Genomic DNA, 18,733 nt, shown 5'->3' on the forward strand with positions numbered 1-18,733 from the left:
CGGTCCTCGGCCTCCCGGTCGCAGGCGGCGGACGGAGAGCAATCCCCGGTTCCCGGGGCCGCTCCACGCGGTGCGCCAGGGACGATCCGCCGACCCGGCGGACACGTCGACCAACCGCAGACGGCGCTCCGCATGCCCGGACCAGGGGTGCGCGAGCGCAGAAATGAAGGAGCACGACATGTCTGTCGTCACCATGCGCCAGCTGCTCGACAACGGCGTCCACTTCGGCCACCAGACCCGTCGCTGGAACCCGAAGATGAAGCGCTTCATCCTCACCGAGCGCAACGGCATCTACATCATCGACCTCCAGGGCTCGCTGGCCTACATCGACCGCGCGTTCGAGGCCGTCAAGTCCACGGTCGCCCACGGCGGCACCATCCTGTTCGTCGGCACCAAGAAGCAGGCGCAGGAGACCATCGCCGAGCAGGCGACCCGCGTGAACATGCCCTACGTGAACCACCGCTGGCTCGGCGGCATGCTCACCAACTTCTCCACGGTCTCCAAGCGGATCGACCGCATGAAGGAGCTCGAGCAGATCGACTTCGACGACGTCGCCGGCTCGCAGTACACCAAGAAGGAGCTCCTGCTCATGCGCCGCGAGGCGGAGAAGCTGGAGCGCACCCTGGGCGGCATCCGCAACCTGTCCAAGACCCCCTCCATGGTCTGGGTCGTGGACACCAAGAAGGAGCACCTCGCCATCGACGAGGCGCAGAAGCTCGGCATCCCGGTCGTCGCGATCCTGGACACCAACTGCGATCCGGATGAGGTCACGTTCCCGATCCCGGGCAACGACGACGCCATCCGCTCCGTGAACCTGCTGACCCGCGTGGTCGCCGACGCCGTCGCCGAGGGCCTGCTGGCCCGCGGCGGTGCCAAGGGCGGCTCGGAGGCTCCCGAGGAGCCCATGGCCGAGTGGGAGCGCGAGCTGCTCGAGCAGCACAACGCCGCTGCCGAGGCTGAGAAGTCCGCCGAGTCGGCCGCCGAGTCCGCCAAGGTCGCCGCCGCCGGCGAGCAGACCGAGGCTCCGGCCGCTGAGGCGGAGACCGCCGAGACCCCGGCCGCCGAGTCCACCGAGAGCTGATCCTCTCTCCGTCCGGCGCCCTCGCCGGCGCCGGACGGAGCCCGCGGGCGGAGACGATCCCGCCCGCTGTTCACCTGACATTCGCTCCGATCCCGCATCATCGGGAGCGGAGCACGCCCGGAGCGGACCGTCGACGGTCTGCACAGGGCGACGATCGATCAAGGAGCTCACATGGCGAACTACACCGCCAAGGACATCAAGGAACTGCGCGAGCGCACCGGCGCCGGCATGCTGGACGTCAAGAAGGCCCTCGACGAGGCTGACGGCGATCAGCAGAAGGCGCTCGAGATCATCCGCGTGAAGGGTCTCAAGGGCGTCTCCAAGCGCGAGGGCCGCGCGACCGCCGAGGGCATCGTCGTCGGCCGCATCGAGGGCCAGAAGGGCTACCTCGTCGAGGTCAACTCGGAGACCGACTTCGTGGCCAAGGCCGAGCCGTTCGTGGCCTTCGGCGAGAAGGTCATGGACGCCGCCGTCGCCGTCGACGCCCAGGATCTGGACACCCTGCTGGCCGCCGAGGTCGACGGTCAGAAGGTCTCCGACCTGGTGACCGAGACCGGCGCGCTGCTCGGCGAGAAGGTCGTCGTGCGCCGCATCGCCAGGGTCGAGGCCCCGCTGGTGGAGCTGTACCTGCACCGCACCTCCAAGGACCTCCCGGCCCAGGTCGGCGTGCTGCTGGCCGTGGACGGCCAGGGCGCCGAGGCCGAGACGGCCGCTCACGACGTCGCCGTGCACATCGCTGCGCTCTCCCCGAACTTCCTCACCCGCGAGGACGTCCCGGCGGAGACCGTCGAGAACGAGCGCCGCGTGGCCGAGGAGACCGCCAAGGCCGAGGGCAAGCCGGAGCAGATCCTCCCCAAGATCGTCGAGGGCCGCCTCAACGGCTTCTACAAGGAGAACGTGCTGGTCGACCAGGACTTCGCCAAGGACGCCAAGCAGTCCGTCGGCGCCGTCCTGAAGGCCGCCGGTGCGACCCCCAAGGCGTTCGCCCGCTTCCGCGTCGGCGCCTGATCCGCAGCGCTTCAGCGCACAAGCGCCCCCGCTCGCGCCCCTCACGGGACCGGGCGGGGGCGCTTCGTCGTCTGCGGAGCCTGCCTCCGGCCTGGTCTGCGCCGTTGCTTCCCGTCGACCGAGCTCGCCGTGCAGGGGGAGCCCGGTCCGTGCCGCAGAGCAGATCCGAGCTGGCCGCTATGCTGGTCCGTGCCCAGCGGCCGTGACACGGCCGCGGCGCCCGCGGCCTCGCCCATCGCCGCGGGGCACGTCAGCGACTGCCAGGAGGCACCATGCCCACCACCACCCCCTCGGAGATCCGCGACGGAGCGCTGCGCGCAGATCGCGAGACCGATCGCTCGGCCACGAGCCCGGGGGAACGAGGGCAGCGTCGCCGCATCCTGCTGAAGCTCTCCGGCGAGGTGTTCGGCGGCGGCCGCGTGGGCGTGGACACCTCGGTGGTGCGCAACATCGCCGAGCAGATCGCCGCCACGGTCGGACAGGTCGAGACCTCGATCGTCGTCGGCGGAGGCAACTTCTTCCGCGGGGCAGAGCTCTCCCAGGCAGGCATGGACCGCTCGCGCGCCGACTACATGGGCATGCTCGGCACCGTGATGAACTGCCTGGCGCTGCAGGACTTCCTGGAGCAGTGCGGCGTGGACACCCGCGTCCAGTCGGCCATCTCCATGGAGCAGGTCGCAGAGGCCTACATCCCGCGGCGGGCGATCCGGCACATGGAGAAGGACCGCGTGGTGATCTTCGGCGCCGGAGCCGGCCTGCCCTACTTCTCCACGGACACCGTCGCCGCCCAGCGCGCCCTGGAGATCGAGGCCGACGAGGTCCTGATGGGCAAGAACGGCGTGGACGGCGTCTACACCGCCGACCCCAACGTGGACCCCTCGGCGGTGCGCCTGGAGTCGCTGACCTACGACGAGGCCATCACCCGCAACATCCGCGTGATGGATCAGACCGCGTTCTCGCTGTGCCGGGACAACAACGTGTCCATGCGCGTGTTCGGCATGCAGGGCGAGGGCAGTGTCACGCGCGCGATCCTGGGCGAGGACATGGGCACCCTCATCACCGTCTGAGCCGCCGTCGTCCCGCGGCGTGTGCACTCGCCTCGCTAGACTGGGCCTCAGTGCCCGCAGCCGCGCTGCCCACCTGATCGGTCCGGACCTCGCACCGATCCCGCAGACCACGCAAGGAGCTTGAAGTGATCGACGAGATCCACAACGAAGCCAAGACCGGCATGGACAAGGCCGTCGCGCACGCCGCTGACGAGTTCGCCGCCATTCGCACCGGACGGGCGAACCCCTCCCTGTTCGCCAACGTGACGGTCGAGTACTACGGCGCCCCCACGCCGCTGAACCAGCTGGCGTCCTTCCAGAACCCGGAGGCCCGCACGCTGCTCATCACGCCCTACGACCGCTCCGCCCTGGGGGAGATCGAGAAGGCGCTGCGCAACTCGGACGTCGGCGCCAACCCGGCCAACGACGGCAACGTGATCCGCGTGGTCATGCCGGAGCTGACGGAGGAGCGCCGCCGCGACTACGTCAAGATCGTGCACTCGAAGGCCGAGGACGGCCGCATCTCGGTGCGCAGCATCCGCCGCACGGCCAAGGAGGCCATCGAGAAGCTCGTCAAGGACGGGGAGATCGGCGAGGACGAGGGCAAGCGCGCCGAGAAGGAGCTCGACGCCCTGACCAAGAAGGCCTCGGAGCAGATCGACACCGCGGCCAAGAACAAGGAAGCAGAGCTGCTGAAGGTCTGATGCCCACCGTCGTCGAAGAGCCGTCGTCCGCCCCCGCCCAGAAGACCTCCCGCGCAGGCCGCAATCTGCCTGCCGCGATCGGAGTGGGCGCGGGGCTGATCGTCGTGCTCCTCGTCGGCCTGTTCCTGGTGCCGCCGGTGGTCGCCCTCCTGGCCGCCGCGGCCGCGGGCCTGGGCGTGTGGGAGGTCTGCGGCGCCCTGGCCCGCGGCGGCATCAAGGTGCCTCGCGCTCCCGCCGCCGTGGGCGCGGCCGTGCTGCCGCTGGCCGCCTTCGTCGGCGGGTCCGAGGCGCTGATCATCGCGCTGATCCTGGTCTGCACCGTCGTGATCCTCTGCCGCGTCTTCGGGCGGACCGACGGCATGGTCCTGTCCGTGATGTCGTCGCTGTTCGCGGTGACCTGGGCGGGCCTGCTGATCTCGCTGGCGGTCCTGCTGTTCCACACCCCGGAGGGCCCCGCCAAGGTCCTGCTCGTGATCCTCATGGCGGTCGGCAACGACACCTTCGGATACATCGCCGGCGTGCTGTGGGGCAAGCACCCCATGGCACCGCGGATCAGCCCCAAGAAGACCTGGGAGGGCTTCGCCGGGTCCATGCTGGGCTCCCTCATCCTCGGCACGGTGCTGGGCGCGCTCATGCTCGACGTCCCCTGGTGGCACAGCACCGTCCTGGCCTTCTTCCTCGTCATCGTCTCCGCACTCGGCGACTTCTCCGAGTCCATGGTCAAGCGCGAGCTCGGGGTGAAGGACATGGGCGACCTCCTTCCCGGCCACGGCGGGGTCATGGACCGCATCGACTCGATCCTCTTCGCGATCCCGGTGGGCTACGTGGTCTTCGAGCTGCTGGTCGCGGTCGGCAGGCTCGGCCAAGGAGGCTGATCCGTCATGAGCACCGCAGCCGACACCCCTGACGCCGAGGGGACCGCAGGCGCACAGGCGCCGCAGGAGGGCCTGGGGCGGGTCGCCTCGCGCTCGTGGGGCTACCGCGTCGCCGACGTCGACGCCTTGCTGCTCCCGCTGCTCGGCTCGGGCCCCGGGGATGACGAGCCCGACGACAGCGTGCTTCCTGAGCCCGAGACGCTGCGCACCGCGACCTTCCGGCGTCAGCGCGGCGGCTACATCCCCGCCGAGGTCGACGCGGCGATCGATCGGCTCGAGGACCGTGCGGCCGCAGCCCATGCCCGGCGCCGTCAGGCGGAGGACGGCCCCCAGGCCTGGGACGACGGCATGGACCGACGGCTCGAGCAGATCTACGGCCGGCTCCGCCGTCCGAGCGGACACCGCTTCCGCGCCCCGTCGTCGGCCTCGACCCGTGGCTACAGCGCCCGACAGGTCGATGAGCTGTGCGAGACGGTGCTCACCGAGATCGATCGCCAGCAGGCCCCGGATGCCGACATGATCCGCCGCGCGGTGTTCGACCCCGCCTACGGCCAGGACGTGTACGAGGAGAACCAGGTCGATGCCTTCCTGGACGCCCTCGTGGACCTGGTGCTGATCCTGGACTGAGCGCCGGCCGGGGGAAGTCTTGGCAACTCGATGCCATTTCTCGGAGTGGCGCCCTCAACCTTGAAGATCGCTGATTATGGTGTGTGTCACACCTGTGAGTAACAGAGCTCACGTCGACTCTTCATCGAGAGGATCCCCGTGACCGACCAGCCCCGCATCGCGGAGCCGACGGCAGAGGACTTCATGGCGGCCCAGGCTTCGCTTCAGTTCCAGTCCCTGCGCAGCACGCACCGCCGCTTCGTGTTCCCCATGACCGTGTTCTTCCTCGTCTGGTTCTTCCTCTACGTCCTGCTGTCCATCTACGCGCCGTCCTTCATGGGCCGCGAGGTGCTCGGCAACGTGAACCTCGGAGTGATCCTGGGCCTGCTGCAGTTCGTGACGACCTTCGGCATCACCGCGGCCTACGTGGTCTTCGCGAACAAGAACCTCGACAGCCAGGCGCAGGACATCCGCGCCGATCTCGAGGCCGGCGACTTCGCCTCCCGCTCCCGCAGCACCGGACAGGAGGCCTGAACCCATGAGCCCCCAGATCTCCCTGGCGGAGACCTCCTCGAGCACGGTCGGATCGCCCTGGATCAACATGTCGATCTTCCTGGCCTTCGTGGCGGTGACCCTGGTCGTCGTCATCCGCGCCTCGAAGTCCACGCAGAGCGCGGCCGACTACTTCGCCGGAGGCCGCTCCTTCACCGGCACCCAGAACGGCCTGGCGATCGCCGGCGACTACCTCTCGGCGGCGTCGTTCCTCGGCATCGTGGGCGCGATCGCCGTGCAGGGCTACGACGGCTTCTTGTACTCGATCGGGTTCTTCGTGGCCTGGCTCGTGGCTCTGCTGCTGATCGCCGAGCCGCTGCGCAACACGGGCAAGTTCACGATGGCGGACGTCCTGTCCTTCCGCCTGCGCCAGACCCCCGTGCGCATGGCGGCGTCGATCTCCACTCTCAGCGTCACGCTCTTCTACCTCCTGGCGCAGATGGCAGGCGCGGGTGCGCTCGTATCCCTGCTGCTGGGGGTGACCTCCCGCACCGGGCAGTCCGTGGTGATCCTGGCCGTGGGCGTCCTGATGATCGCCTACGTGCTGATCGGCGGCATGAAGGGCACCACGTGGGTGCAGATCATCAAGGCCTGCCTGCTGGTCGCCGGCGTGGCGGTCATGACGGTGTGGGCACTGGCGCTGTTCGGCTTCAGCTTCTCCGGCCTGCTCGGGGGAGCCGTGGACACCGCAGGCGACCACGCGATCCTGGAGCCCGGGCTGCGCTACGGGCTCAGCGAGGTCACCAAGCTCGACTTCGTCTCCCTCGGCCTGGCCCTGGTGCTCGGCGCGGCGGGCCTGCCCCACGTGCTGATGCGCTTCTACACGGTCCCCACGGCCAAGGAGGCCCGCAAGTCGGTGGTCTGGGCCATCGTGCTGATCGGCACCTTCTACCTCTTCACCCTGGTGCTCGGCTATGCGGCCGCGGCCCTGATCGGCGCCGACCGCATCGCGGCGGCTCCGGGCGGAGTGAACTCGGCGGCGCCGCTGCTGGCCTACGAGCTCGGCGGATCCCTGCTGCTCGGGTTCATCTCAGCCGTCGCCTTCGCCACGATCCTGGCGGTCGTGGCGGGTCTGGCCATCACGGCATCGGCGTCGTTCGCCCACGACATCTACGGCAACGTGCTCAAGAAGGGCAAGGCCACCGGCAAGGAGGAGCTGCGGGTCGGCAAGATCACCGTGGTCGTGATCGGCGTCGTGGCCGTCCTGGGCGGGATCGGTGCGCAGGGGCAGAACGTCGCCTTCCTGGTGGCCCTGGCCTTCGCGGTCGCGGCCTCGGCGAACCTGCCCACGATCCTGTTCTCGCTGTACTGGAAGCGCTTCACCACCCGCGGCGCGGTGTGGTCCATGTACGGCGGCCTGATCACCGCGGTCGTGCTGATCATCTTCTCCCCGGTGATGTCCGGGGCGGAGACCTCAATGATCGCCAGCGCCGACTTCGCCTGGTTCCCGCTGACCAACCCGGGCATCGTCTCGATCCCGGTCGGCTTCCTGCTGGCCATCATCGGCTCGCTCACGGAGCGCCGCCGCGAGAACCGCGAGAAGCAGGCCGAGATGGAGGTCCGCTCCATGACGGGAGTCGGGGCCGAGCCCCCGGTCGATCACTGAGCTGCGCGGCTCTCGGATCATCTCGGGGCTGACCTGGGGCGATTCGATGCACAAGTGCATCTGAGAGAAGTGTGAGAGACGCCTCAGCGGCTCGGGGCGAGGATGCTCCCCCCGAGCCGCTCAGGGGCTACTCTCGAGGAGATGCTCAGCAGTCTGAGCACTCGACCCCCAGTTCAGGGACGTCGCACTGGCGTCCCAGAAGAGGAGAAGCACCATGATCGGATCCATCATCGCCTGGCTGGTTCTCGGCATCATCGCCGGCGCCATCGCCAAGCTCATCATGCCCGGCAAGCAGGGCGGCGGCATCGTGATGACCATCATCCTGGGCATCATCGGCGCCTTCGTCGGCGGCCTGATCGCCATGGTCATCCCGGGCCTGCACCCGGCCGGCAGCACCCTGTCCATCGGCTCGATCGTGCTCGCCATCATCGGCGCGCTCGTCGTGCTGTTCATCTACGGCGCCCTCACCAAGGGCAGCCGCGGCGGTGCCGTCGAGCGCTGAGCCGACGCGTTCCGCAGCACCTGCAAGCGCCCCGTCCCTCGTCGAGAGGGGCGGGGCGCTTCGTCTCCTCCGGGCCAGGGGGCGTGCGCGGAAGGGGGGCGCGTCCAACGCGCTCCGGCAGCGCTGGAGGCAGGTCGGCATACTGGAGCCATGTCCGAGATCTCCAGCGAACAGCGTCCCGCCCCCGAGGCTCCCCTGTGGGCCGAGTCCCAGCGCCGCATCTGCATCCTGGGCTCGACCGGCTCCATCGGCACGCAGGCGCTCGACGTCGTGCGCACCGCCGCGGCGTCGGCCGATCAGCAGGCCCCATTCCGGGTGGTGGCCCTGGCGGCCGGCTCGTCGAACCTCGAGCTGCTCGCGGAGCAGGCCGTCGAGACCCGGGCCCCGCTCGTGGCGACGTCCGGCGATGTCCAGGACGCGGCGCTGCTCGAGCGCATGATCGCCTCGCGGGTCCTGGCGCTGGGGGAGGACTATTCCCCGCAGATCCTCGCGGGATCGAAGGCCGCCGTGCAGGCGGCGCGAGCGCCGGAGGCCGATCTCGTCCTCAACGGCATCACCGGCTCGATCGGGCTGGCCCCCACCCTTGCCGCCCTGGAGGCCGGCAAGCTGCTGGCCCTGGCCAACAAGGAGTCGCTGATCGCCGGCGGTGAGCTGGTGCGCCGGGCCGCGCAGGCCTCCCCGCACGACGACCCGCTGATCCCCGTGGACTCCGAGCACTCAGCCCTGGCCCAGGCGCTGCGCAGCGGCGCGTCGGCAGAGGTCGATCGGCTCGTGCTGACGGCCTCCGGCGGACCCTTCCGCGGGCGCTCGCGCGATTCCCTGCGGGACGTGCGCCCGCAGGACGCCCTGGCCCATCCCACCTGGGACATGGGGCTGATGGTGACCACGAACTCCTCGACCATGGTCAACAAGGCCCTCGAGGTCCTCGAGGCCCACCTGCTCTTCGACATCCCCTTGGAGCGCATCGACGTGGTGGTGCACCCGCAGTCCGTCGTGCACTCGATGGTGCAGTTCGTGGACGGCTCCACCATGGCTCAGGCCTCCCCGCCGGACATGCGCCTGCCGATCGCGCTGGGCCTCGGCTGGCCGCATCGGGTCCCGGGCGCCGCCTCGCCGTGCGACTGGACTCAGGCGGCGATCTGGAGCTTCGAGCCGCTGGATGAGGAGGCCTTCCCAGCGGTGCGTCTGCTCAAGGAGGCGGCGGCTTCAGGGCCCACCGGCCCTGCCGTGTTCAACGCCGCGAACGAGCAGGCGGTCCTGGCCTTCCACGCCGGGCGCCTGCGCTTCCTGGAGATCGTCGAGCTCGTGGCCGAAGTCGTGCGGGAGCATGAGCCCGTCGACGAGCTGAGCCTCGAATCGGTGCTGGCAGCCGAGGCCTGGGCTCGCTCCCGCGCTGATGAGCTGGTGAGGCAGAGGCGTCGATGAGCCGGGACGCGGCCGACGTGCAGTCGGTGCCTGAGCCAGAGCCCGTGCCAGGCCTCGTGGGGGGCTCGCCCGCACCGGACTCAGATGCTAGGATCTGCGCCGGATGACGAGATCCGGCGCGAAGCTCTGGCTGGCCGGACGGCAACCCTCTCACCGTGGTGGGGTGCCCCAGATGACCATCCGGCTCCGGTTCCGCACCGCGGCAAGCACGGATTTGGGTTCGTGCGCAGCATCGATGCGCACGCCTGACGTTCAGCGCCGCCGGTCACCCCGATGGGATCGGACAGCTCGCTGAACGAAAGGCAACCCCTCCCATGCGCGCACACCGTCTCTCCGCCCTGGCCATGACCACAGTCCTCGGCCTGACCCTCGCCGGCTGCGGCGGCGGCGGCGACTCCGATGAGGCCCCCTACGACGACGGGGTCATCAAGATCGGCGTCGTCGGCACCACCCCCGTGAACGAGGCCCTCGTGGAGAAGGCCGAGGAGGAGGGCATCACCGTCGAGCTGGTCGAGCTCTCCGAGTACAGCCAGGTCAACCCGGCGACCGTCTCCGGCGACGTCGACATGAACTGGTTCCAGCACATCGCGTACCTGGCGGACTACAACAACAGCTCCGGGGAGAGCATCACCCCGATCGCCTCGACCTCGATCTACCCGCTGGGCCTGTACTCCAACAAGTACGAGTCGCTCGAGGACATCCAGGACGGCGACGAGATCGCCATCCCCAACGACTCGATCAACCAGTCGCGCGCGCTGCTGCTGCTGCAGGCCAACGGCCTGGTCGAGTTCACCTCGGACACCACCGCCCCGACCGAGTCGGACATCGACACCGAGGCCTCGAAGGTCTCCGTCACCCCGGTCTCGGCCGAGCAGACCGTGCTGTCTCTGGACTCCGTGGCCGGCTCCGTCATCAACAACGACTTCCTGGCCCGCGGCGACATCGATCCCGATTCGGCCCTGGCCTCCGACGGCGCCGAGAACGAGAACGCCCGTCCGTACGTGAACCTGTTCGCCACCACCGAGGCCAACAAGGACGACGAGACCCTCCACAAGGTCGCCGATCTCTTCCACACCCCGGAGGTCGAGGAGGCCGAGAAGGAGGACAGCAAGGGCACCGCGGTGACCATGGACCTCTCGCAGGAGGAGCTGGAGCAGGTCCTCTCCGATTACGAGGAGGACCTCCAGAAGTGACCCCGGCCGAGCAGTTCCACCCCGGCAGCGAGCCGGTGGCCGAGGCCGCTGACACGCAGCGGCGTCGGCCCGGGCCCGAGACCGAGGCGATCGTGCGCTTCGACGGCGTCACCAAGTCCTTCACCACGGGCAAGGGCAGGACCAAGCGGGACGTGACCGCAGTCGACGATGTCACCCTCGACATCCGCCGAGGCGAGATCTTCGGCGTGATCGGCTACTCGGGTGCCGGCAAGTCCACGCTCGTGCGCCTGATCAACGGCCTGGAGCCGGTGACCTCCGGCGTCGTCGAGGTCGACGGCCGCCGGGTCGACGGCCGCACCGAGAATCAGCTGGCCCCGATCCGTCGCGACATCGGCATGATCTTCCAGCAGTTCAACCTGTTCACGTCGCGCTCCGTGGCCGGCAACGTCGAGTACCCGCTGAAGCAGGCGGGCTGGTCGGCGGCCGATCGCAGGGCGCGCGTGAAGGAGCTGCTCGAGTTCGTCGGGCTCTCTGAGCGGGCGGGCAACTACCCCGAGCAGCTCTCGGGCGGGCAGAAGCAGCGCGTGGGCATCGCCCGGGCGCTGGCTGCCAACCCCAAGATCCTGCTGGCCGACGAGTCCACCTCCGCACTGGACCCGGAGACCACCCAGGAGGTGCTGGCGCTGCTGCGCCGGGCCAACCGGGAGTTCGGGATCACGGTCGTGCTGATCACCCACGAGATGGACGTGGTGCGCTCGATCGCCGATCGCGTCGCGGTCATGGACAGCGGACGCGTGGTCGAGATGGGCCCCACGGCCCAGATCTTCTCGGCCGGGCAGTCGCCCACGACCCGTCGCTTCGTCTCCACCGTCGTCCACGCCGAGCCGGACGCCGAGGAGCTCGCGCACCTGCGCGCGCGCCACGACGGCCGCCTGGTGGTCATGGAGATCCGCGAGGGCGTCGATGTCGGCACGGTGCTCAGCCGCGCCGCCGCTGAGCGCGGCGTGGGCTTCAGGATCGTGTTCGGCGGGGTGTCGGTGCTGCAGGAGCAGTCCTTCGGCTCCCTGACCGTCGAGCTGCTGGGCGAGCCGCAGGCCGTGGAGGACACGATCGCCCGGCTTGCAGAGGCCACGACCGTGAAGGAGGTGTCGGCATGACCAACTGGTCCGTTCTCGGCCCTCAGCTGCTGACGTCCATCGGCGAGACCCTCTACATGGTCGTGGTGACCATGATCATCGCGGGGTTCCTGGGCCTCGTCTTCGGCGTCGCGCTGTACGTCACGCGTCCGGGCGGCATCTATGCGAACCGCCCGCTGAACACCGCGATCAACCTGATCGTGAACTTCGTGCGGCCGATCCCGTTCATCATCCTGCTGGCGGCCCTCGGCCCGCTGACGGAGACGGTGATCGGGACCAGGCTCGGGCAGAACGCCGCGATCTTCGCCATGACGATCGCCGCCCTGTTCGCGGTCGCGCGCATCGTCGAGCAGAACCTCATGTCGGTGGAGCCCGGTGTGATCGAGGCGGCTCGCTCCATGGGCGTCTCGCGGTTCCGGATCATCACCACGGTGATCCTGCCGGAGGCCCTGGGCCCTCTGGTGCTCGGCTACACGTTCCTGGTCATCGGTGTGACCGACATGTCCGCCATGGCCGGTGCCATCGGCGCTGGCGGTCTGGGCGACTTCGCGCTGCGGCTGGGCTACCAGCGCTTCAACGACGAGGTCACCTGGGCTGCGGTCGCGGTCATCATCGTCCTGGTGCAGACCGTGCAGTTCGTCGGCAACGCCATGGCGCGCAGGATCATGCGCCGCTGACCCGTCAGCGGCACCGCCTCACGGGCGCGGGCCCGGCTTCCTCCAGGGGAGCCGGACCCGCGCCCGCCGTCGTGATCCTCATCTTTCCCCGGGCCCCGTCCTGAGGGACCACGACGACGGGCGAAGCCCACGGAAGCCCAAGGGCGAGGCAACCGCTGTGCCGTCCTGCCGGTGTGGTGGGATATGCGCGTGAGCGTCCTGATCTTCGTCCTCGGCGTCCTGCTGGCAGCCCTGGCCCTCATCGCCTCAATCGCCCTGCACGAGGTGGGACACCTGCTGCCCGCCAAGCTGTTCCGGGTGCGGGTGATGCAGTACATGGTGGGCTTCGGGCCCACGCTGTTCTCGCGGGTGCGCGGGGAGACGGAGTACGGGATCAAGGCCGTCCCCCTGGGCGGCTACGTGGCCATGGTCGGCATGTATCCGCCGGTGGCCGGCCACCGAGCCGGCGTGGACTCCACCGGGGTCATGCAGCAGATGACGTCGCAGACCCGATCCGTGGCAGCGGCCCAGCTCCTGCCGGGGGACGAGGACCGGGCCTTCTATCGCCTGCCGGTGTGGAAGCGCATCGTGATCATGCTCGGCGGGCCGATCATGAACCTGCTGATCGCGATCGTGTGCATCACGGTGCTCGTCACGGGCTTCGGCTCCCAGCAGCCCACCACCACGCTGGCCACGGTGAGCCGCTGCGTGCAGGCCGTGGACCCGGCCGCCGCCTCCCAGTCCGCACCGGCCTCCGAGGGGGAGTGCGCGCAGGACGACCCCGCGGCTCCGGCGCACGCGGCGGGGCTGCGCCCCGGAGATGTCGTCGTGTCCCTGGGCGGCAGCCGGGTCGAGTCCTGGGACGAGCTCACCGAGATCGTCCGGGAGGGGGCCGGCCAGCCGATCGAGGTCGTCTACGACCGCGACGGCGAGCGCGCTTCGACCACGATCACTCCGGTGGAGACCTCGCGTCCGGCCGTCGACTCCACCGGTGCCCCGATCGTGGAGGACGGGCGCTACGTCATGCAGGACGTGGGATTCATCGGTGCCTCATCGCTCACCGAGCTGACCCCGCAGCCGATCAGCGCGGTGCCGGGGGAGGTGCTGAACGGTCTGGAGCGCGTGGCCGGCGGGCTCATCCGGCTGCCGGTCAACGTGTGGAACGTGGCCGTGTCGACCTTCACGGACGCCCCGCGCGATCCGGAGGGGCCCATGTCCGTCGTGGGCGTGGGGCGGATCTCCGGTGAGGTCGCCAGCACGGATCAGCTCGAGCTGCGGGAGAAGACCGCCACCCTGGTGGGGCTGGTGGGGTCGGTGAACCTGGCCCTGTTCGCCTTCAACCTCATCCCGCTGCTGCCCTTGGACGGCGGGCACATCGCCGGTGCGCTGTGGGAGCGGATCCGCCGCACCGCCGCGCGCGTGCTGGGCCGCAGGGACCCCGGGCCGTTCGATCCGCTGCGGCTGCTGCCGATGACCTACGCCGTCTCGCTGACCATGCTCGCAATGACCGCGGTGCTGGTGCTGGCAGATCTGATTGAGCCGGTGCAGCTGCTCTGAGGCGCCGCAGTCAGGCATGAGCCGTGGCTCACTCCGCGGACGAACCGGGTTGACCGCTGGGGCACAATGGAGGCCGATCCATCCTCGACGCAATCAGGAGCCAACTGTGAGTCCGGTCAGCCTGGGCATGCCCGCCGCACCCCTTCCCGTCCTCTCGCCTCGCCGCAAGACCCGGCAGATCCGCGTGGGCTCGGTGGGTGTGGGCTCGGACTCCCCGGTGAGCGTGCAGTCCATGACCACCACGCCCACCACCGACATCAACGGCACGCTGCAGCAGATCGCCGAGCTCAACGCCGCCGGCTGTGACATCGTGCGCGTGGCCTGCCCGTCCCAGGACGACGCCGACGCGCTGCCGATCATCGCCATGAAGTCCCCGATCCCGGTGATCGCGGACATCCACTTCCAGCCCAAGTACGTCTTCGCCGCGATCGACGCAGGCTGCGCCGGAGTGCGTGTGAATCCGGGCAACATCCGCAAGTTCGACGACCAGGTCGGCGAGATCGCCCGTGCGGCCAAGGACGCCGGCGTCTCGATCCGCATCGGCGTGAACGCGGGCTCGCTCGACAGGCGCCTCATGGAGAAGTACGGCAAGGCCACCCCGGAAGCGCTGGCCGAGTCCGCGCAGTGGGAGGCCTCGCTGTTCGAGGAGCACGACTTCCACGACTTCAAGATCTCGGTCAAGCACAACGACCCCGTGACCATGGTGCGCGCCTACCAGCTGCTGGCCGAGCGCGGCGACTGGCCCCTCCACCTGGGCGTGACGGAGGCCGGTCCGGCGTTCCAGGGCACCATCAAGTCCGCCACGGCCTTCGGCGCCCTGCTCTCCCAGGGCATCGGCGACACGATCCGCGTCTCGCTGTCGGCTCCTCCGGTCGAGGAGGTCAAGGTCGGCGCCCAGATCCTGCAGTCGCTGGGCCTGCGTCCCAAGAAGCTCGAGATCGTCTCCTGCCCGTCGTGCGGGCGGGCCCAGGTGGATGTCTACAAGCTGGCCGACGACGTCACCGAGGGGCTCAAGGACCTGACGGTGCCGCTGCGGGTGGCCGTCATGGGCTGCGTCGTCAACGGTCCCGGTGAGGCGCGCGAGGCCGATCTGGGCGTGGCCTCCGGCAACGGCAAGGGCCAGATCTTCGTGAAGGGCGAGGTCATCCGCACCGTCCCGGAGGATCAGATCGTGGAGACCCTAATCACCGAGGCCAACCGCGTCGCAGAGGAGATGGGCCTGGAGGAGGACGAGGAGTCCGGCGCCTCGCCCACCGTCACCGTCGGGTGAAGCTCTTCTCGAACGCGCAGACGCGGCTCGTCCCGCCCCACGCCGTTCCGCGCTCGGAGCTCGACCGGCTCCTCGGACAGGATCCGATCTCCTCGGTGTTCGTCGCCGAGCACGTGGCGCAGCTGCGCGACGTGCCCTCCCGCGCGACGCAGCCGGTCGTCGGACTCGCACGCGGTCATCGTCCCCGCCCCGGCGCAGCGGGGCGCTCGCTCGAGCTCTCGGGCGCCTGCTGGGTCGGCTCCAACGTGGTCCCCGTTCATCTGGGGGAGGGAGGGGCGGAGGCCGTCGGCGCGCACCTGGTCGGCGCGCGCCAGGCCCGAGCCTCCTTCTTCGGCCCCCGCGACGACGTCCTGGCGCTATGGGCAGCGGTGCAGCGCCGCTGGCGCGAGCCGTTCGCCATCCGGCAGTGCCAGCCGCTGCTGAGCATCGATCAGGCCCCTGCGGTCGAAGGGCATCCCGAGGTGCGCCTGGGGCGTCCCGGCGAGATCGAAGCCGTGCTGCCGGCCAGTGCGGCCATGTTCGAAGAGGAGGTCGGCTTCTCCCCGTACGTGGAGGGCAGGGAGTCCTATGTCCGCCGCGTCCAGCAGCTGCTGGCCCGGCAGCGCACCTTCGTGCTGATGCGCGACGGTCGGGTGGACTTCAAGGCGGATCTCGGCGCCGCGGCGGGCGATGTCTGCCAGATCCAGGGCGTGTGGGTGCGCCCCGAGCTGCGGGGCAGGGGGCTGGCGGCTCCCTGCATGGCCGCCGTCGTGGAGCAGGCGCTGCAGCGCTTCCAGGCCGTGAGCCTCTACGTCAACGACTACAACACCGCCGCGCTGCGGACGTACGAGCGGGTGGGATTCCAGCGGCACGGGACCTTCGCGACCGTGCTCTTCTGAGGCCGGAGTGCCGGTTCGCGCGGCAGGTTCGCAATAGTTTTTGTTGCTCCCGGCATTCGACGCCGAGCAGCTCGTCCCGACTCGCTCGTCTGCGCTCCCCGAGCGCACCCGTCGAACGGCGAGCCTGCGAAAAGCCCTCACACCATGGCCCAGCAGCTGCGCTTCCGCACCCTCTTCGCGGGCACCGCCATCGCGGCGCTCGCCCTCACCGGATGCGGCCAGGGCGGCGGCGACTCCGTCCCCGATGTCTCCAGCCTCAGCAGCTCGCAGAGCCAGGAGACCAAGGATGGTCTCGAGGGCATGCAGTTCCTGTTCGAGACCGCCTCGCAGTCCTGATCCCGAGGACGGGGCAGCCGCCTCGACGCTTTTCCTTTCGAATTCATACAGCCCCCGCCGGTGAAACATTCCGGCGGGGGCTGTTGCGTGTGCGATAGTTATCAACATGAGGTGGCGCGCATCACACGCACCTCAGGGCGGCCGTCGCCCGCATCCATGAAGCTCTTCTCCGGCGCTCGTCGCCCGGAGCCGTCGAAAGGCTGGGACCTCCCATGGCAGCATCGCTTCGCTTCCGCACTCTCTTCGCAGGCACCGCCATCGCGGCACTCGCCCTCACCGGCTGCGCCGGCGGCGGCGGGGGAGACGACTCCTCGGGCGGCGAGGAGAGCGCCGCGCCTGAGGCTCCCACCGACTACACGACCGAGCAGGTCGAGTCCACGCTGGCGGCCTCCACGGTCGACGGCGAGGAGCTGTCGAATGTCACTCCGGCGGCAGATGCCGTGGGCGAGGACATGAGCCAGGAGGGCATCTCCATGATGGAGGGCATCCTCGAGGAGGCCGAGATCGATCCGGCCGAGTGCCAGGATCCGCTCCTGGGGCAGCTGACGGGCGGCATGCTCGAGGACGTCATGAAGGATTCGGTCATGGGCGCCACTGCTGACGGCGTCTCCATCACGGCCTACCCCATGGACTCCAAGGAGGCGGCCGACGACCACGTCAACGGCCTGCGTGACGCCTACAAGGACTGCGGCGACGTCACCATGACCCTCATGGGCGAGGAGATGGGGATCAAGACCACCACCGAGGAGATCGATGTGGAGGGTGCCGGCGCGGCCATCTCGCAGGACGCCGAGGTCGAGGCCCAGGGGCAGACCAGCACGACCTCGACCGCCATGATGAGCGTCGGCAACGTCGTCATCTCGATCTCGGATCCCAGCGCGGGCATGGGCGGTGAGGAGAGCGCCGAGCCGACCGACTACACCTCGATGCTCGAGGAGATCGCACCCACCTTCGTCGAGGGTCCGGCCGAGCCGTCGGAGGGCGCCTCGGATGAGGCATCTGCGGAGGCCTCCGACTCGGAGTCCTGACCGTGACGGCTTTGCAGCACGACGACCGCACCCGCGCGACGCTTGCGGGTGCGGCTGTCGTCGAGCGGACGGTGCGCAGCTCGGATGTCGACGGCCAGGTGGAGCAGAGGCTGCGGGGTGAGCGTGGGGCGCGGCGCTGAAGAAACATTGCCGACGCGCGTGCGCGAATGTGCGATAGTGATCCCATGAGGTGTCATCCGTCATAGCGGCGCCTCGTCGGGCAGATCCCGCATCCTTGAGCTCGCCTCCGGCGCTCGTCGTCCGGACCCACGAAAGGCTGAAACCCCCATGGCAGCACAGCTTCGCTTCCGCGCCCTCTTCGCCGGCACCGCCATCGCGGCGCTCGCGCTGACCGGCTGCGTCCAGTCCACCGACGACGAGGGCGGGGACGACAGCTCGTCGTCCTCCGAGGAGAGCTCGGCCCCCGAGTCGAGCGCCCCCGAGGAGACGACCGAGGCCTCGGAGGAGAGTGCGGAGTCCACCGACGAGGAGTCGTCGGACGACGAGTCGGCTTCAGAGGACGAGTCCGCCTCGGACGACGCATCGGCCTCCGAGGACGAATCCGAGTCCCCGGACTCCTCCTCGAGCTCTGCCGCTTCCGGCGAGGCCCCGGAGGACCTCTCGGACTCCGACCTGCTCAGCAGCCTGTCCACGCAGATCAACGGCGCCCAGCTCATGGCGATCACCGCCGACCAGCTCGCCTCCACCGGCACCGATCCGGAGGAAGATCTGCTGGAGGCTTTCGGGGAGGACTTTGCCGTCTCGCCCGCCAGCTGCCAGGACCCGTTCCTGAACGCCCTGCTGGGCGGAGTCCATGACACGGACGGCGTCCTGGCTGTGGATCAGGAGGGCTCCCTGATGGTCTCGGCCGAGACCTTCGATGACGCCGCCGCCGCAGAGGACGCCCTGCAGGCCGACCGCGACGCCGCCGATGGCTGCGGCGAGGTCGAGGTCACTGCGGACGGCACCTCCGAATCCGCTGAGCTGTCCACCTCGGATCTCGAGGTCGAGGGTGCCGACAGCGCCTACGAGGCCACCGTGGAGATAGAGGGCGAGTCCATCTCCACTGCCGGAATGGCCTATGGCAACACCGTGATCACGGTGGTCGACACGGGGCAGATCGAGGGCGATCCCGCCCCGGACAATGCCGCGCTGCTCGAGGAGGTCGCGACCGCCCTCTCCGAAGGCTGAGTCGCAGCCTCCGGAGCGTCCGGCCCCTGACGGGAGCCGCACCGGCTCGACGGCCCGAGGAGCACCTGCAGCGCCAGGTGCTCCTCGGGCCGTCGTCGTTCCCGCCCTGTCCCGGATCGTGG

19 protein-coding genes and 1 riboswitch are annotated in these 18,733 nt (G+C 69.6%); all 19 genes read left to right on the plus strand.

The window, feature by feature from the left end; all coding sequences use genetic code 11:
* Positions 1 to 178 precede the first annotated feature (178 nt).
* Positions 179 to 1,081 carry a 30S ribosomal protein S2 gene (gene rpsB / locus QSJ40_RS10305; protein WP_006214444.1) on the plus strand — a complete coding sequence of 301 codons (903 nt, stop codon included), beginning with the start codon at positions 179 to 181 and terminating at the stop codon, positions 1,079 to 1,081.
* Between the two features lie 171 nt (positions 1,082 to 1,252).
* Complete coding sequence (gene tsf / locus QSJ40_RS10310; protein WP_006214445.1) at positions 1,253 to 2,089, plus strand: translation elongation factor Ts; 837 nt, start codon at positions 1,253 to 1,255, stop codon at positions 2,087 to 2,089.
* 272 nt (positions 2,090 to 2,361) lie between these two features.
* Positions 2,362 to 3,156, plus strand: coding sequence for a UMP kinase (gene pyrH, locus QSJ40_RS10315; RefSeq protein WP_285730744.1), 795 nt, complete (start codon positions 2,362 to 2,364; stop codon positions 3,154 to 3,156).
* 125 nt (positions 3,157 to 3,281) lie between these two features.
* Positions 3,282 to 3,839 (plus strand): ribosome recycling factor, encoded by a 558-nt coding sequence (gene frr / locus QSJ40_RS10320; RefSeq protein WP_006214447.1) that lies wholly within the window; start codon positions 3,282 to 3,284, stop codon positions 3,837 to 3,839.
* Entirely contained in the window at positions 3,839 to 4,714 is an 876-nt protein-coding gene (locus tag QSJ40_RS10325; protein ID WP_006214448.1) for a phosphatidate cytidylyltransferase, read from the plus strand. The genes frr and QSJ40_RS10325 overlap by 1 nt, the downstream gene beginning before the upstream one ends.
* Before the next feature lie 6 nt (positions 4,715 to 4,720).
* A complete protein-coding gene (locus tag QSJ40_RS10330; protein ID WP_259872487.1) occupies positions 4,721 to 5,341 on the plus strand; it encodes a DivIVA domain-containing protein in 621 nt (206 codons plus the stop codon).
* Between the two features lie 183 nt (positions 5,342 to 5,524).
* A complete protein-coding gene (locus QSJ40_RS10335; RefSeq protein WP_051990437.1) occupies positions 5,525 to 5,854 on the plus strand; it encodes a DUF485 domain-containing protein in 330 nt (109 codons plus the stop codon).
* A 4-nt stretch (positions 5,855 to 5,858) separates the two neighbouring features.
* Positions 5,859 to 7,478, plus strand: coding sequence for a monocarboxylic acid transporter (locus QSJ40_RS10340; protein ID WP_285730748.1), 1,620 nt, complete (start codon positions 5,859 to 5,861; stop codon positions 7,476 to 7,478).
* 214 nt (positions 7,479 to 7,692) lie between these two features.
* Positions 7,693 to 7,980: a GlsB/YeaQ/YmgE family stress response membrane protein gene (locus QSJ40_RS10345; protein ID WP_006214452.1), complete on the plus strand. Its 288-nt coding sequence runs from the start codon at positions 7,693 to 7,695 to the stop codon at positions 7,978 to 7,980.
* A 150-nt stretch (positions 7,981 to 8,130) separates the two neighbouring features.
* Positions 8,131 to 9,405 (plus strand): 1-deoxy-D-xylulose-5-phosphate reductoisomerase, encoded by a 1,275-nt coding sequence (dxr, locus tag QSJ40_RS10350; protein ID WP_285730751.1) that lies wholly within the window; start codon positions 8,131 to 8,133, stop codon positions 9,403 to 9,405.
* 102 nt (positions 9,406 to 9,507) lie between these two features.
* A riboswitch (SAM riboswitch) is annotated at positions 9,508 to 9,620 on the plus strand.
* A gap of 99 nt (positions 9,621 to 9,719) precedes the next feature.
* Positions 9,720 to 10,598, plus strand: coding sequence for a MetQ/NlpA family ABC transporter substrate-binding protein (locus QSJ40_RS10355; RefSeq protein ID WP_285730752.1), 879 nt, complete (start codon positions 9,720 to 9,722; stop codon positions 10,596 to 10,598).
* Between the two features lie 35 nt (positions 10,599 to 10,633).
* Positions 10,634 to 11,716 carry a methionine ABC transporter ATP-binding protein gene (locus QSJ40_RS10360; RefSeq protein WP_206391100.1) on the plus strand — a complete coding sequence of 361 codons (1,083 nt, stop codon included), beginning with the start codon at positions 10,634 to 10,636 and terminating at the stop codon, positions 11,714 to 11,716.
* Positions 11,713 to 12,372, plus strand: a complete 660-nt coding sequence (locus QSJ40_RS10365; protein WP_259872484.1) for a methionine ABC transporter permease — start codon at positions 11,713 to 11,715, stop codon at positions 12,370 to 12,372. Before QSJ40_RS10360 ends, QSJ40_RS10365 begins: the two co-directional genes overlap by 4 nt.
* A 183-nt stretch (positions 12,373 to 12,555) precedes the next feature.
* Complete coding sequence (locus QSJ40_RS10370) at positions 12,556 to 13,908, plus strand: M50 family metallopeptidase (RefSeq protein ID WP_053447619.1); 1,353 nt, start codon at positions 12,556 to 12,558, stop codon at positions 13,906 to 13,908.
* Positions 13,909 to 14,014: 106 nt separating this feature from the next.
* Positions 14,015 to 15,178, plus strand: a complete 1,164-nt coding sequence (gene ispG / locus QSJ40_RS10375; RefSeq protein WP_006214458.1) for a flavodoxin-dependent (E)-4-hydroxy-3-methylbut-2-enyl-diphosphate synthase — start codon at positions 14,015 to 14,017, stop codon at positions 15,176 to 15,178.
* A complete protein-coding gene (locus tag QSJ40_RS10380) occupies positions 15,175 to 16,056 on the plus strand; it encodes a GNAT family N-acetyltransferase (protein ID WP_285730756.1) in 882 nt (293 codons plus the stop codon). The genes ispG and QSJ40_RS10380 overlap by 4 nt, the downstream gene beginning before the upstream one ends.
* Positions 16,057 to 16,200: 144 nt before the next feature.
* Positions 16,201 to 16,392, plus strand: coding sequence for a hypothetical protein (locus QSJ40_RS10385; protein ID WP_206391041.1), 192 nt, complete (start codon positions 16,201 to 16,203; stop codon positions 16,390 to 16,392).
* A 212-nt stretch (positions 16,393 to 16,604) separates the two neighbouring features.
* Positions 16,605 to 17,420: a hypothetical protein gene (locus tag QSJ40_RS10390; RefSeq protein ID WP_259872622.1), complete on the plus strand. Its 816-nt coding sequence runs from the start codon at positions 16,605 to 16,607 to the stop codon at positions 17,418 to 17,420.
* Positions 17,421 to 17,708: 288 nt separating this feature from the next.
* Entirely contained in the window at positions 17,709 to 18,611 is a 903-nt protein-coding gene (locus QSJ40_RS10395) for a hypothetical protein (protein WP_285730759.1), read from the plus strand.
* The last annotated feature ends 122 nt before the right edge of the window (positions 18,612 to 18,733 follow it).

This window comes from Kocuria sp. NBRC 114282 (genome assembly GCF_030268385.1).
Classification (GTDB): domain Bacteria; phylum Actinomycetota; class Actinomycetes; order Actinomycetales; family Micrococcaceae; genus Kocuria; species Kocuria palustris.

Excerpts from the sequence above, each read along its gene's own strand:
- rpsB (WP_006214444.1), top strand. The coding sequence starts at position 179 with ATGTCTGTCGTCACCATGCGCCAGCTGCTCGACAACGGCGTCCACTTC.
- tsf (WP_006214445.1), top strand. The coding sequence starts at position 1,253 with ATGGCGAACTACACCGCCAAGGACATCAAGGAACTGCGCGAGCGCACC.
- pyrH (WP_285730744.1), top strand. The coding sequence starts at position 2,362 with ATGCCCACCACCACCCCCTCGGAGATCCGCGACGGAGCGCTGCGCGCA.
- QSJ40_RS10325 (WP_006214448.1), top strand. The coding sequence starts at position 3,839 with ATGCCCACCGTCGTCGAAGAGCCGTCGTCCGCCCCCGCCCAGAAGACC.
- QSJ40_RS10330 (WP_259872487.1), top strand. The coding sequence starts at position 4,721 with ATGAGCACCGCAGCCGACACCCCTGACGCCGAGGGGACCGCAGGCGCA.
- QSJ40_RS10335 (WP_051990437.1), top strand. The coding sequence starts at position 5,525 with ATGGCGGCCCAGGCTTCGCTTCAGTTCCAGTCCCTGCGCAGCACGCAC.
- QSJ40_RS10340 (WP_285730748.1), top strand. The coding sequence starts at position 5,859 with ATGAGCCCCCAGATCTCCCTGGCGGAGACCTCCTCGAGCACGGTCGGA.
- QSJ40_RS10345 (WP_006214452.1), top strand. The coding sequence starts at position 7,693 with ATGATCGGATCCATCATCGCCTGGCTGGTTCTCGGCATCATCGCCGGC.
- dxr (WP_285730751.1), top strand. The coding sequence starts at position 8,131 with ATGTCCGAGATCTCCAGCGAACAGCGTCCCGCCCCCGAGGCTCCCCTG.
- QSJ40_RS10355 (WP_285730752.1), top strand. The coding sequence starts at position 9,720 with ATGCGCGCACACCGTCTCTCCGCCCTGGCCATGACCACAGTCCTCGGC.
- QSJ40_RS10365 (WP_259872484.1), top strand. The coding sequence starts at position 11,713 with ATGACCAACTGGTCCGTTCTCGGCCCTCAGCTGCTGACGTCCATCGGC.
- QSJ40_RS10370 (WP_053447619.1), top strand. The coding sequence starts at position 12,556 with ATGCGCGTGAGCGTCCTGATCTTCGTCCTCGGCGTCCTGCTGGCAGCC.
- QSJ40_RS10385 (WP_206391041.1), top strand. The coding sequence starts at position 16,201 with ATGGCCCAGCAGCTGCGCTTCCGCACCCTCTTCGCGGGCACCGCCATC.
- QSJ40_RS10390 (WP_259872622.1), top strand. The coding sequence starts at position 16,605 with ATGGCAGCATCGCTTCGCTTCCGCACTCTCTTCGCAGGCACCGCCATC.
- QSJ40_RS10395 (WP_285730759.1), top strand. The coding sequence starts at position 17,709 with ATGGCAGCACAGCTTCGCTTCCGCGCCCTCTTCGCCGGCACCGCCATC.